The sequence below is a fragment of the Rothia nasimurium genome (assembly GCF_928381415.1).
In the GTDB taxonomy this organism is placed as follows: Bacteria; Actinomycetota; Actinomycetes; order Actinomycetales; family Micrococcaceae; genus Rothia; species Rothia nasimurium_H.
The window spans coordinates 161,818-175,458 of record NZ_CAKMSF010000002.1 but is presented as its reverse complement, the minus strand read 5'-3'; the positions used below and the strand labels follow the sequence as shown (position 1 = coordinate 175,458).

8 protein-coding genes are annotated in these 13,641 nt (G+C 61.1%); 2 read left to right on the top strand and 6 right to left on the bottom strand.

Annotated features, from left to right (window positions below):
* Positions 1–355: 355 nt before the first annotated feature.
* A complete protein-coding gene (locus L7A20_RS02645; protein WP_237222316.1) occupies positions 356–3,502 on the bottom strand; it encodes a fibrinogen-like YCDxxxxGGGW domain-containing protein in 3,147 nt (1,048 codons plus the stop codon).
* Positions 3,503–3,508: 6 nt separating this feature from the next.
* Complete coding sequence (locus L7A20_RS02640) at positions 3,509–4,270, bottom strand: hypothetical protein (RefSeq protein ID WP_237222315.1); 762 nt, start codon at positions 4,268–4,270, stop codon at positions 3,509–3,511.
* A 341-nt stretch (positions 4,271–4,611) separates the two neighbouring features.
* Here L7A20_RS02640 and mfd point away from each other — a divergent pair, with 341 nt between their 5' ends.
* Positions 4,612–8,256, top strand: coding sequence for a transcription-repair coupling factor (mfd, locus tag L7A20_RS02635; protein WP_237222314.1), 3,645 nt, complete (start codon positions 4,612–4,614; stop codon positions 8,254–8,256).
* A 157-nt stretch (positions 8,257–8,413) separates the two neighbouring features.
* On the opposite strand, the gene L7A20_RS02630 is transcribed toward mfd, so the two are convergent.
* The 4 genes from L7A20_RS02630 to L7A20_RS02615 all read right to left on the bottom strand — a co-directional run bounded on the left by L7A20_RS02630 (position 8,414) and on the right by L7A20_RS02615 (position 12,040).
* The gene (locus L7A20_RS02630; RefSeq protein ID WP_237198656.1) at positions 8,414–8,740 is read right to left on the bottom strand and encodes a hypothetical protein; all 327 of its coding nucleotides are present in this window, start codon (positions 8,738–8,740) and stop codon (positions 8,414–8,416) included.
* An 87-nt stretch (positions 8,741–8,827) separates the two neighbouring features.
* Positions 8,828–9,520, bottom strand: coding sequence for a deoxyribose-phosphate aldolase (gene deoC / locus L7A20_RS02625; protein ID WP_237222313.1), 693 nt, complete (start codon positions 9,518–9,520; stop codon positions 8,828–8,830).
* Between the two features lie 28 nt (positions 9,521–9,548).
* Complete coding sequence (locus L7A20_RS02620) at positions 9,549–11,237, bottom strand: phospho-sugar mutase (protein ID WP_237222312.1); 1,689 nt, start codon at positions 11,235–11,237, stop codon at positions 9,549–9,551.
* Between the two features lie 17 nt (positions 11,238–11,254).
* Complete coding sequence (locus L7A20_RS02615; RefSeq protein WP_237197539.1) at positions 11,255–12,040, bottom strand: purine-nucleoside phosphorylase; 786 nt, start codon at positions 12,038–12,040, stop codon at positions 11,255–11,257.
* Between the two features lie 120 nt (positions 12,041–12,160).
* On the opposite strand from L7A20_RS02615, the gene L7A20_RS02610 reads away from it, so the two are divergent.
* Entirely contained in the window at positions 12,161–13,579 is a 1,419-nt protein-coding gene (locus L7A20_RS02610) for an NAD(P)H-quinone dehydrogenase (RefSeq protein ID WP_237222311.1), read from the top strand.
* The last annotated feature ends 62 nt before the right edge of the window (positions 13,580–13,641 follow it).

The window sequence follows — 13,641 nt, the reverse complement described above, 5'->3', positions numbered from 1 at the left end:
CCCTAAACCCACGGGGGGCCAAAGTGCGAGTGCTAGTCATAAACCCTAGTTAATCCTTGAAAGTGTGTGCGAGACGGGCGTGGCTCTGAGTCTTAGGCAGAGCTACCACAGTGCGATGGTTAGGAGCTCAAACGAGAGGAACACGCCCGAGTACTTAATTTTAGGTGAACAACTGTGCCAGCCATAGGTGAAAACTAGCCCACAAAACTATGACCTTCAATATGTTCTTACCCCAGATCCGCTGACTCATCCTGTCGGGGTGAATACCGGCGTCCGCCTCTGCCGTCTTGAAGAAAAAGACGTGGCCCGTGCTCATCGAGCACGGGCCACAGACTCTTACCAGCAGGTATATGCCTTACTTAGTGCGCAGAACTGCTTCCATATCGAAGGTTGCGCTTTCAGAACGGCGGTAAGAGTGAACCTCAACGGCAATCACGTTCTTACCCTGGTTCAGCTGGCTAGCGGGAACAACCACGGTAATCGGGGTTGCCTTGGCCAGTGAGTAGGGAACAGCCTTCCGCGCCGGGGTGTTGGGAGCTGCGTTAGCCATCAGGTTGGTGCGGTTGACCTCGCGGCCGTTGACGTAGATAGCGATACCGTCATCTGCGTAGGTGGTCAGAACCAGCTCCTGGTTAGCCTGCGGGGTCAGCTGCATCTCCTTACGCAGGAACATCGACATAGGCTGATTGTAGTAGGCGAACTGGACGCGGTTTGCCAGCGAGAATTCGCCCCAACCGATGGAGGTCGGTGCAACGTACCACTGACGGGCGGTGTTATAGGCGTAGTTGGTATTGCGCCAGGTCTTGTCATACTCATTGGTCAGTACGAAAGCTACATCCCACTTATCGCCAGAAGCAACAACCTTCTGATCTGCAGGCTTGACCGGCTCAACCGGTGCTACAGGCTCAGCAGGGGCCGGGTTCTCTTCAACTACCGGCGGAGCAGGCTCTTCGGTAATTTCCTCGATGGGCTTGACGCTTGCGCTAGCTGAGGGGGAAGCGGACGGCGCTGCGGTAGTAGGTTCAGCGGTCGGCTCAGCGGGAGCTTCAGTGGTGGGCTCCGCAGTGGGCTCAGCAGGTGCCTCGGTGGTGGGCTCCACCGTGGGCTCAGCGGTCGGCTCTACCGGTGCCTCAGTCGTAGGATCTACAGTGGGCTCCGGGCTGGGAGCGGGCTTAGCGGCTACAGCTACAGGAGTGGAGGCTGAGACGTTACCGGCAGCATCTGCCACGCGAACGAAGTAACGGGCGTCCTCAGTAGCAGGCAGCTTGTAGCTGGTGTCTGAGGTCGAGGCAACAACGCGGTTGTCGCGCAGAATCTGGTAGGTGACACCGCGCTCAGAAACACCGGTCCATGACAGGGTATCGGTGGTTCCGTCGGTGGTGACGGAGAGGTTGGACGCGGTAGCCGGAGCAGTAGAATCAGCGGGCGCGTAGCGGGCGAAACCGACAGTCTGCTGCACACCGTTGTAGCCCAGGGAGCGGGTAATGTCGCCACCGACCCAGAGGGTGCCGGTGGAGTCGGTGAAGGAGGCCCAGATGCCATGGCCGCGCTGGCCCTGCAGGCTGGGGTTGAACTGGGGCAGGATCTCGCCGGTCTGAGCATCGAAAGCTGCAATCAGGCGGATGGTGTTGACACCGTTATAGGTGGGGGCGTCCCAGGGATTGTCGTGGGTGGTGGCGCCGTAGTAAATCCAGTCACCACAGTGGCAGGCAGCGTAGAGCACGCCATTATCCATGGACAAATCTTGGAAGTCGCCGCCGCTCTTAGTGATAGCAGCGGTCAAACGGTTGTTCAGGTTAGCCTTGTCGTACTGGGCTACCAGGTGCTCTGCGCCGGCCGTCCAGACCGTCGAACCGGCATCTTGTACATCGAACTGGAAGCCGTCGCGAGCATTAGGGTTGTTTGCGCGGTGGGACAGAGTCCACTCCCAGTTCTGGGCAGCACTGCCATCGGTAGTATTGATGTAGGCCAGTTTCCAAGCACGCTGATCGTTCAGAGTGGAGAAGTAGCCACCGATAGCAACACCCTGATCGCTTGCAGAAACACCGTTGACGGTACCGTTAGTTACGGGGCGCCAGGACCAGTCAACCGAGTTATCGTTGAGACGGAAGCGGGCGATGTTCTTGGAGTAGGCATAGGTATCTGAGGTGGCACCCTTAACGTGGGTGAAGTTACCACCGATGTAAACGTAGTTGCCCTGCACGTCAATGGACTTGACGAAGGAGACACCGCTGGCGTTGCGGTTCACGACATCCCAGCCCAGGGAGGTGTCGGTTGCGCCGGTTACAGGGTCAAGGATGACGAAGCCATTGGAGGGCTGCCCATTGACGCGGGTGAACTCACCACCTACAGCAAGCTTGCCGTTGGGTAGGGGGGAGATTGCCTTGACCTGCCCGTTGAGCTGGGGGGTGAAGGTTCGCACCAGCTCACCGGTATTGACGTTGTAGCCTGCGATGAACTTTTGCTGGACCTTCTCACCGGTAGTGGCATGTTCAACGTAGGCGAAGTCGCCACCGGTGAAGACAGTATCGCCCAACTGGTTAATGGCCTGCACACGGGTGTTGAGTTCACTGGTGGAGCCGGTGCCACTGTTAGGGCTGGTGCGCCAGGTGACGCGGGAAGAGAAGCTGGCGGGCAGGGCGCGTTCGGTGGCCGCTGCGGTACCGCTATCTGCGATATTGGTCAGATTTAGGTCTGCCTGGGTAATCTTGGGGCGCACAAAAACCTGGGTGAAGGGAATAGCGTAACCTGCCCGGCGGGGGGACCAGAGGTAGGAAGTCGCAGTATCGGTTCCCTGAACGAGACGGCCGTAGGCGAAGCCGATCTTCCAGGACTGGTTGCTACGCCCGTAGAAGTTGTTGGAGTAGTAGTAGTCGTTATTGTTGGAGATACGGTTGACCGAGGTCGCATAGCTCCGGTCAGCGCCCAGTGCGGGGTCGTTATCGTAGCGGATATTTTCCCAGGGGTGGTAGGCAGAAAGAGTCCAGGACCAGTCTTCGGTCTTGGTGCGCTTGGCGTACATGTTCTGCCAGGTGGTGCCAGTTGCGTTGCCAGCACGGTAGAAGCGGACACCGTCCTCAAGATCCTGGACCTTGGTATCGCCCAGCAGGGCGTCCACGGTGGAAGAGGGCAGCTGGACGGGGGAGAAGGCGTCCGTGCCGTCGGGGTTGGTTGCCAGCTCGCGGGGGTCACCCTTGCCAGCGTAGTCTTCGGTCCATCCTTCGCGGCCGCGGCCGATCATGACCCAGCCACCGCCGTTGGTTTCCTGGTCACAGTAGAACTGGGCGGGGGCGTCCATTTCGTCGGTCCAGAGCCAGTAGGCGCCGGACTTGGATTCGGGGTCGTTCTGCTTGATTTCCCAGCAGGACGCCGCTGCGGTTTCGGTAGTGAGACCGTTGGCTACATACTCGTTGGTTGCAATAGCACCGGGGATGACGGAGACGCCAACGCCCAGGGCGACCGCACCAACGGCGATCTTAGTAAATAGTGAGGGTTTTTTCATGTGTGTTTAGCAATCTGCGTTGTTGGGGAAATCGTGGGAAGCAATCTTCCATTCCCCGTTGTTTTCGACCAGAGTAAAAATGTTGAGTGAGCGGGGGAACTGGTTGGAGCTGACGGTGTTACCCGCAGCATCTACAACTTTGACTCCCGAGGAATCGAGGCAGACTTCCATGATTTTGGCTGCCTGGCCGTTGTACTCACCATCGGCGATGCGGGGGGTGCCCACGACGGCTGAGGTTCCCTCAACATGCCAGCCTGACTGGGCGTACTCGGTTGCGGTGGCAAGGTACTGGTCAAGGGCTGTGCCGGTGGCTGCCGCTTCAAGCTGCGCTGTGGTTTCTGCAGAGACGTAGCTATCAACCGCGTTTTCGTTGGCTTGAACGCTTTCGGTATCGCTGGAAATTTCTTCCCCGGTGCTGTTTGCATCGCTGGACCCGGTAGCTGGTTCAATTCCGCCGAGCGCCCCTTGGATAGCGGTGTAGAGCTGTTCGGTGGTTTGAACTTCTTCGGTGTCTACAGCGGCTTCGCTCGCTTCAGCGAGGGCTTCGGAACCCGCGAAGTTTTCGGTGAGCGTTTCACCGGCGCTATTTGTTGCGGTTGCTGCTGCTGCAGAGGCTGAGCTTGAAGCGCTTTCGGAGCTGCTAGCGTTGCTGTCGGATGAGCCGCAGGCCGCAAGGGCTAGAGTGGCGCTGGCGCACAGGGCAAGGACGCCGGTGCGCAGGCTGGGCGCGCGCAGGGCAGCAGAGAGGGGTGTCCCTAATTGTTTCATTAAGTCCCTAAAAGTTGTGGTGCGTGGTGGGGTAAAGCTCGCTGGTGCTCCGTGCGAAAGGAGTGGGGTTTTGCCAGAGTGCTTTACCGGTCATCTCATACTACCGGTTGGTCCTCGGGTGGGTTAATAGCCTTAGGCGGAAAAGATGGGGTTACTCGGTAGTAACTTATGGGGACAAGAATGGTTTTCCTCGAAAATACTATTGGTGTTTATCACACTTGTATTAGTTATTTCCTTGAATAGAGGCTTCTACCATCTTTGCGGTTTAGCCCTTAGGGTAGTGAAGATGCCTGTGGGATAATGGAGCCTGCACCAACCGGCCTTACCCCAGGGGAGCGAAGATGTCACTGAGCGGCCTTGCCCAAGCCCTCACCCACGAGCCCAGCTATACCGCAATCATCACGCAGGCAGGTGTAGACCCCAAAGCGCGCATCGACGAATTTTTGATTGGCTCTCCTGACGGGGCCAGGCCCTTTCTGCTTGCCGGTATAGCCCAGCAACTTGCCGCCCAGAACGAGTCGACCCCGCCCGTCCTGCTAGCTGTCACCGCTACCGACCGCGAGGCCGAAGACACCGTCACCGCCCTAGAATCGGTGTTAGAGCCTGGGCAGGCCCAGCTCTTCCCGGCCTGGGAAACGCTGCCCCATGAGCGTCTCTCCCCGCGAAGCGATACCGTGGGCCAGCGCCTAGCGGTCTTGCGCGCCCTCGCCGAGGGGGGTGCGTCCGCTCCCTGGGTGCTCGTTGCCCCTATCCGCTCGGTGCTGCAGCCCCTGGTCGCAGGTCTCGAAAAAATGCAGCCGGTGACCCTGCGGGTGGGCGAAGAACAAGACTTTGATGCCCTGATTAAATCTCTCGCATCGGCCGCCTATTCCCGCGTTGACCTGGTGTCAAAGCGCGGAGAATTTGCCGTGCGCGGCGGCATTATCGATATTTTCTCACCGACTGCAGCTCACCCCGCCCGTATCGAATTCTTTGGGGACGAGGTCGAGAATATCCGCTGGTTCTCGGTTGCTGACCAGCGCACCCTGCCCGGCAAAGACCACCCCACCGAGCTACTCGCCCCTCCCTGCCGCGAACTCCTGATTACCCCCAGCGTGATGAGCCGGGCAGCCCGCCTCAAGGGATCCTTCCCGGGCGCTGCCGCCATGCTCGAAAAAATTGCCGGTGGTATTTATGTTGAGGGCATGGAGTCCCTGATTCCCCTGCTGGTTGACGATATGGTGACCCTGCTCGACCACCTGCCCCCGGGGTCCCTGCCCCTCATTATCGAGCCGGAAAAGGTACGCTCCCGCGCAACCGACCTGGTTGCCACCAACGAGGAGTTCCTGCTGGCGGCCTGGGATTCTGTCACCGACACAACGGACGCCCCCATCGACCTGGGTGCCAACGGCCCCGATGGTCTGAGCGCCGGTAGCTTCCGCACCATTGCCGCCCTGCGAGAAACCGCCCTCGCGAAGGGCTTTGGCTGGTGGGCTATAACGGCCCTGGGCGTCGATGATGCCATCGATGACGGGATTGACTCGGTCCAGCTGGCTGCCCGCGCCCCCCATACCTACTCGGGCAACGTGACCGAGCTGCTGACCGAAGTTGGGAAGAAGGTAAAGGACGGCTGGCGGATTACCGTGGTGACCGACGGGCCAGGCCCGCTCACCCGCCTGCTCGATCTTTTCCAGGAAGCCGAGATACCGGCGTCCCGCGTGGACAGCCTGACAAACCTTCCTGAGCCGGGCATCATCGAGATGACCACCGCCTCCATGGGGCGAGGCTTCATGATGGACGGCGAAAAGCTGGGTCTACTGACCGAGGCAGATATCCTGGGCCGCACCAGCCCCTACGCCACCCGCGACCTGCGCAGCGGCAAGCTACCGGTGCGCCGCCGCAAGAACGCGGTTGACCCCATGAGCCTGTCAGCCGGCGACTACGTGGTGCACGAACAACACGGTATCGGCCAGTTCGTCGAGCTGATCCAGCGCCCCATTGCCGGGGCAACCGTCATGCCCGGGCAGCCCAAGCCCATGAAGGAATACCTGGTGCTGGAGTACGCCCCCTCCAAACGGGGCGGGCCCAAGGACCGCCTTTTTGTGCCCTCGGACCAACTGGACCAGGTCTCTAACTACGTGGGCGGCGACGCCCCGGTGCTCTCAAAGATGGGTGGCTCCGACTGGGCTAAGACCAAGTCAAAGGCCCGCAAAGCCGTCAAGGAAATTGCTGCTGACCTGATTAAACTCTACTCAGCCCGCCAGGCCTCCCGCGGCCATGCCTTCGGCCCCGACACCCCCTGGCAGCGGGAACTGGAAGAAGCCTTCCCCTACAACGAAACCCCCGACCAGCTCTCGGCTATCAACGAGGTCAAGGCCGATATGGAGCGCGAAATCCCCATGGACCGCCTGATCTCGGGCGATGTGGGCTACGGCAAGACCGAAATCGCCGTGCGTGCTGCCTTCAAGGCTGTGCAGGACGGCAAACAGGTGGCCGTCCTCGTTCCCACCACCCTGCTGGCCCAGCAGCACTACGAGACTTTTACCGAGCGTTTCTCGGGCTTCCCGGTCTCCATCAAGGTGCTCTCCCGCTTCCAGAAAGCCAAGGAATCGGCTGAAATCGCTGAGGGCATTAAGAACGGGTCGGTCGATGTGGTCGTCGGTACCCACCGCATTCTCTCCGAGTCGGTGGACTGGAAGGACCTGGGCCTGGTCATTATCGACGAGGAACAGCGCTTCGGTGTTGAGCACAAGGAAAAGCTCAAAACCATGCGCACCAACGTGGACGTGCTGGCCATGAGCGCTACCCCTATCCCGCGAACCCTGGAGATGTCCCTAACCGGTATCCGCGAGACCTCTACCCTTGCCACCCCGCCCGAGGAGCGCCACCCCGTCCTCACCTTCGTTGGCCCCCGCACCGACAAGCAAATTACCGCAGCTATCCGCCGCGAACTTATGCGTGAGGGGCAGGTCTTTGTGGTGCACAACCGGGTTTCAACCATCGAAGAGACCGCCAACGAGATTCAAAAACTGGTGCCCGAGGCCCGCATCGCGGTTGCCCACGGGCGCATGAGCGAATCCCGCCTTGAAAAAATCATCGTGGACTTCTGGGAACGCAAGTTCGATGTGCTGGTCTCGACCACCATCGTCGAAACCGGCCTGGATATCTCAAACGCCAACACCCTGATCGTGGACCAGGCCCAGAATTACGGCCTGTCCCAGCTCCACCAGCTGCGCGGACGCGTGGGGCGCGGCCGCGAGCGCGCCTACGCCTACTTCCTCTACCCGGCTGAGAAGGTGCTGACCGAGGTCGCCCACGAGCGTCTGAAAGCGGTAGCGACCCACAACGAACTGGGTGCCGGTATGCGCCTGGCCATGAAGGACCTGGAAATTCGCGGTGCCGGTAACCTGCTGGGCGGTGAACAGTCGGGCCATATCGCCGGTGTTGGCTTTGACCTCTACCTGCGTCTGGTGGGGGAGGCCGTGGCTAACTTCCAGCACGGGGAGAAGGAAGAAGCTCCCGCTGAGATTAAGGTCGATCTGCCGGTCAACGCCCACATGCCGCACGACTACGTGAGTTCAGAGCGCCTGCGCCTGTCTGCCTACCGGCAGATTGCCCAGGCCCAGACCGCTGAAGAACTGGCAGAGGCCCGCGAGGAGCTGGTCGACCGATACGGTAACCCTCCAGCTCCCGTTGAAAACCTGTTCAAGGTTGCAGCGCTTCGCCAGCGCGCTCGCGCTGTGGGGCTGAGCGAAATCGTGGCGATGGGCCCCAAGGTGCGCTTTTTCCCGGTCAATGACCTGCCGGATTCCCGCCAGATGCGACTAGACCGCATGTACCCGGGTGCCCAGTACCGTCAGATTCCGGGCACCGAGAACTGGCAGATTCTGGTGCCCCGCCCCAAGACGTCCGCTGTTGGGGGTAAAGATCTGGTCGATGATGCCATGGTGGAGTGGACCGAGCAGTTCATTCACGCCATCTTCGAAGCCGGCGTCGCCGGTTCATAGCGCGGTAGGTACCATCTGAGTCAGAAAAACCCATCTGGTTTGTGGGTTTTTCTGAACTAGATGGTACCTACTCCCATCGGTGCCTTTGCAGGAAGAAACAAGGGGCGGCCCACCTGAATAGGTGGGCCGCCCCTTGCTATGAGCAGCGTGCGTCTCTTTACTTGAGTGAGAGCTCAGTGCCGCTGGTGCGAGCCTTTTCGTTGGTCTTCGAAGGCAGGAACCACAGGGGGATGATGAAGGTGACGCCGTAGAGCAGAACAGCTACGGTCCACCAGCCCCAGCCGCCCTCGGGGTACATGCCCAGGGTGTAGAGGCAGCCCAGCAGCAGTACGAAGCAGAGAACGAAGAGGGCGATGTTTGAGCCCAGCTCCTTGGTGCCTGAGTACTGGGGGGTGCCGCTACGCGCGGGAGCGCCGGATTCCATCCCGAAGGATTCAACGTTGGAACGCTTCTCAGCGTCTGACTGAGCAGTGGTCTTAGCCATGGGGAAGTCCTTTTCGTGTGTGTACTTTATTACTCAGTATAGGTGCTGCCTCAGCGGTTCGCACCATATGACGGAGAAGAACCTGGCTTAGTAGCCGCCCTCTGCCGCTTCGCCGGCGCCGATGATGGCGATACCCTTTGAAGCACCGATGCGGGTGGCGCCTGCTTCAATCATGGCGAGGGCTTCTTCGCGGGTGCGGACGCCGCCCGAGGCCTTCACGCCCAGGTCGGGGCCGACGGTGGCGCGCATCAGGGCGATGTCTTCGACGGTTGCGCCGGAGGACGAGTAGCCGGTGGAGGTCTTGACGAAGTCGGCCCCGGCTTCAACGGAGGCCTGGCAGGCCAGAACCTTCTGGTCGTCGGTCAGCTCGGAGGTCTCAATGATGACCTTGAGCAGGGCACCACCGGCGTGGGTAGCCTCGGCGACAGCCTTGATATCTGCCACCAGGGCGTCCTTCTTACCTGCGCGGGCGTCGGCGATGTTGATAACCATATCGACCTCGCGGGCACCGGCCTCAACGGCGGTCTTGGCTTCGAAGGCCTTGACCTCGGTGGCGGAAGCGCCGAAGGGGAAGCCTACGACCACGCAGGGGACGGACGCTGACCCGGCAAGTTCTTCGGCCAGCACGGGGGCCCAGACGGGGTTAGCGCAGACAGAGGCGAAGCCGTACTGCTTGGCTTCGGCACAAAGGCGTCGGACGTCCTCTTCTGAGGCAGAGGGGGCCAGGATGGTGTGGTCAATCATGGCAGCCAGATCGGCTGATGAGAGTTCGAGAGTCATGGTGTTCTTCCTTGAAATCTTGGTTCGGTTAGAGGCCCAGAGCCGCTGACATGTCTGCCTTAAGCAGGGCCAGCTTGGTATCGGCTACGGTGCGGGCTTCGGCAACGGTGGTACTGACAGGTACGACCACTTCCAGGTAGCACTTGAGCTTGGGCTCGGTGCCGGAGGGGCGCACGATGACGCGGGTGGAGTCCTCGGTGTAGTAGCGCATACCGTCGGTGGGCGGCAGGGTTTCGGTGCCCTCGGTGAGGTCTTCAACCGATACTACGGGGGATTCGGCGAGCTCTGCGGGCGGGGTAGCGCGCAGGCGCTTCATCATCGCTGGGATCTGGGCGAGGTCGTCAACGCGGACGGAGAGCTGGTCGGTGGCGTAGAGGCCGTGCTCGGTGGCAATCTCATCGAGAAGCGCGGGGAAGGAGGAACCGGCGTCCTTAAGCTCCTGGGCGTAATCGGCCATGACCAGGGCGGCTGAGATGCCGTCCTTGTCGCGCACCTGGGCGTGGTCTACACAGTAGCCCAGCGCTTCTTCGTAGCCGAAGGTTAGGTTATCGACGCGGGCAATCCACTTGAAGCCGGTCAGGGTTTCGTAGTGGGCTACCCCCGCAGCCTTGGCGATGGCCCCTGCCAGGCGGGAGGAAACAATCGAGTTGGCGAAGGTTGCGCTTTCGGCGTCGGTGACGGACGCCAGCACCCGGGTAGCTAGAATCGCACCGGTTTCGTCGCCGCGCAGCATCGCCCAGGCACCGTCTCGCTTGACGGCGAAAGCCGCGCGGTCGGCGTCCGGATCGTTGGCGATAATCAGGTCGGCATCAACCTTCTCGGCCAGAGCCATGGCAAGGTCGAGGGCACCGGGCTCTTCGGGGTTGGGGAAGGCCACGGTGGAGAAATTCGGGTCGGGATCTGCCTGCTGGGGCACCAGGGTCACGTTAGTGAAACCGGCCTGATGCAGCACAGCCTCAGCGGTCTTACCGCCCACCCCGTGCATGGGGGTCAGAACGATCTTGAGGTCGCGTTCCTTCTGTTCGACCAGGGGAGTGACGCGGGCGATGTAGTCGGTAGCCACGCTCTCGGGCAGGACCGTCCAGCCGTCAGCGGCCAGTACCGGGGTTTCAACAGCGGCGATAGCGGCTGCGATATCCCCGTCGTAGGGAGGGATAATCTGGGCGCCGCGGGCACCGGGCTCAACGGCTGCTCCGCCCAGGTAGACCTTGTAGCCGTTGTCGTTGGGCGGGTTGTGGGAGGCGGTGACCATGACGCCAATTTCAGCCCCGTATTCGCGGGTCGCCCAGGCGGTCACAGGGGTGGGCAGGGCTGAGGGCATGAGGTGAACTTCAATGCCGGCAGCGGTGAAGATAGCGGCGGTGTCGAGGGCGAAGACGTCCGAATTCTTGCGGGCGTCAAAACCCACCACGGCAGAAATCTTCTCCCAGCCCTCGGCGGACGCGCGCGCGGTGGCGTAGTCTGCCAGGCCCTGGGCGGCACGCTGAACGACGACGCGGTTCATGCGCATGGGGCCAGCACCCAGTTCGGCGCGCAGACCCGCGGTGCCGAACTGCAGGGTGCCAGAAAAACGGTCGGCCAAATCGGCGGTTGCTACCTCATCGCCGGCCTCCACCTGGGCAATGATGCCCTCAAGCTGGGCTTTGGTTTCAGCGTCGGGATCGATAGCGGCCCAGGCACGGGCCTGCTCAAGAAGCTGCTGAGTATCTAGTGACATGGGGTTTCCTTGCGTTGTTAGAGGGCCGCAATAATATCTGCGAGCAGACGGGAAATGCGGGGGCCAGCAGCTTCGCCAGCTTCGATGACCTCGGCGTGGGATAGCGGGGTCTCCTGAATACCGGCAGCCAGGTTGGTGACCAGTGAGATGCCGAAGACCTCAAGACCCGCAGCGCGGGCGGCGATGGCTTCAAGAGCGGTGGACATGCCCACCAGGTCAGCGCCCAGTACACCTGCCATCTTGACCTCGGCCGGGGTTTCGTAGTGGGGGCCGGGGAACTGCATGTAGACACCCTCCTGCAGGGAGGGGTCAATGCCGCGGGCAATCTCGCGGATGCGCGGGGAGTACAGGTCGGTCAGGTCAACGAAGTGAGCACCGGTCAACGGGGACGCCGAGGTGAAATTCAGGTGGTCAGAAATCAGGACGGGTTCCCCGGCTGAGTAGGCGGGGTTCAGGCCGCCACAGCCGTTGGTGAGAATCATGGTGTCAGCGCCAGTTGCGGCTGCGGTGCGTACACCGTGGACGACGGCCTCAACGCCACGACCCTCGTAGTAGTGGGTGCGGGAGCCAATAACCAGGGCTCGTTTACCGTTCTCGGTCAGAATAGAGGTAAGGGTACCGGGGTGGCCCACGACGGCAGCCTTGTGGAAACCGGGGACCTCGTCGGCAGAGAGCACGTGGGTGGCTTCGCCAATGAGGGAGGCAGCTTCGCCCCAGCCCGACCCCAGCGTCAGCGCCAGGTCGTGCTTCTCGACGCCAGTTTTCTCGGCAATGAACTCCGCGGCCTCACGGGCACGAACCAGTGCCGGGTGGTGAGGGTCAGCGGTGGAAACAGCGGAAATATTTGAATCATTCAACACCCTTCTACGGTACCAAACCTGCCCAGAGTTGAGCGTGCGTGCGATGTGCGACACAATAAAGGGGTGACTCTCAAAACAGACTACGCATCGCACAAAATTGTCATTCTCGGCGGTGGCCCCGGCGGTTATGAAGCCGCCCTGGTCGCTGCAAGCCACGGCGCCGACGTCACTATCATCGAAGATAAGGGCATGGGCGGCTCTGCCGTCCTCACCGACGTCGTGCCTTCCAAAACCCTGATTGCCAGTGCGGACGCCCGCAACCGCTTCGGCAAGGCCCAGGAGCTCGCTATTTCGGTGGGCGATAATGACGCGCCGCCGCCCATTTCGGTTGACCTGGCCAAGGTGAATAAGCGCCTGATTGACCTGGCACATCAGCAGTCCCACGATATTAAACGCACCCTTGAACGTAGTGGCGTCAAAGTGATTGATGGCCGCGGTAAGCTGGTGGATCGCCACACCGTGCAGGTGACCGATTCCAGCGGGCTGACCTATGACCTGACCACCGAGTTCATTATTCTGGCGGTGGGTACCCACCCCCGCGAGCTGCCCACCGCTAAGCCGGACGGTAAGCGCATTCTCAACTGGACCCAGCTCTACTCACTTGAAGAGCTACCCGAAGATCTGATTGTGGTCGGGTCCGGTGTGACCGGTGCGGAGTTCGCCTCGGCCTACAACGGTTTGGGCTCGCGGGTTACCCTGATTTCCTCCCGCGACCGGGTGCTGCCCGGTGAGGACGAGGACGCCGCGACCGTCCTTGAAAATGTTTTCGAACGTAAGGGCGTGCGCGTTATGCCCCGCTCCCGCGCAGAAGCCGCCTGCTACAACGAGGCCGGCGACGGCGTCATTGTCACCCTGGGGGACGGGCGCAAGGTGGCTGGCTCCCACGTACTGATTGCTGTGGGCTCGATTCCCAACACCGAAAATCTGGGTCTTGAGGACGCCGGGGTTGAGGTCAGCGAATCGGGGCACATTAACGTGGATCGCGTCTCCCGCACTAACATCCCTAACATTTATGCGGCCGGTGACTGTACTGGGGTTTACCCGCTGGCCTCCGTGGCTGCGATGCAGGGCCGTGTCGCTGTGTCGCACATGCTGGGTGACATCGTCAAGCCCCTGCGCACCCACCAGGTTGCCGCCAACATCTTTACGGCTCCTGAAATTGCAACCGTCGGTGTGAGCCAGAGCGAAATTGAGTCGGGGAAGTACCAGGCTGATATGGTCATGCTGCCGCTGGCGACCAACCCGCGCGCCAAGATGATGGCGGTAGAGGACGGCTTCATCAAAATCTTCGCCCGCAAGCACTCGGGAACCGTTATCGGCGGTGTGGTGGTAGGCCCCCGCGCCTCAGAGCTGATTTTCCCGCTCTCGCTAGCAGTCGATAAGAAGCTGCACGTGGACGATATTGCCGAAACCTTCACGGTCTACCCCTCACTGACCGGCTCCATCTCGGAAGCCGCGCGGCAGTTGCACACCATGAAGTAAGTGCGTCGCCCATAAGAAAACCGCCCGTTCCTCTTGAAGGAGCGGGCGGTTTGGTGGTGCCT

Coding starts and splice junctions, on each gene's coding strand:
- L7A20_RS02645 (WP_237222316.1), bottom strand. CDS start 3,502: ATGAAAAAACCCTCACTATTTACTAAGATCGCCGTTGGTGCGGTCGCC.
- L7A20_RS02620 (WP_237222312.1), bottom strand. CDS start 11,237: ATGTCACTAGATACTCAGCAGCTTCTTGAGCAGGCCCGTGCCTGGGCC.
- L7A20_RS02630 (WP_237198656.1), bottom strand. CDS start 8,740: ATGGCTAAGACCACTGCTCAGTCAGACGCTGAGAAGCGTTCCAACGTT.
- mfd (WP_237222314.1), top strand. CDS start 4,612: ATGTCACTGAGCGGCCTTGCCCAAGCCCTCACCCACGAGCCCAGCTAT.
- deoC (WP_237222313.1), bottom strand. CDS start 9,520: ATGACTCTCGAACTCTCATCAGCCGATCTGGCTGCCATGATTGACCAC.
- L7A20_RS02640 (WP_237222315.1), bottom strand. CDS start 4,270: ATGAAACAATTAGGGACACCCCTCTCTGCTGCCCTGCGCGCGCCCAGC.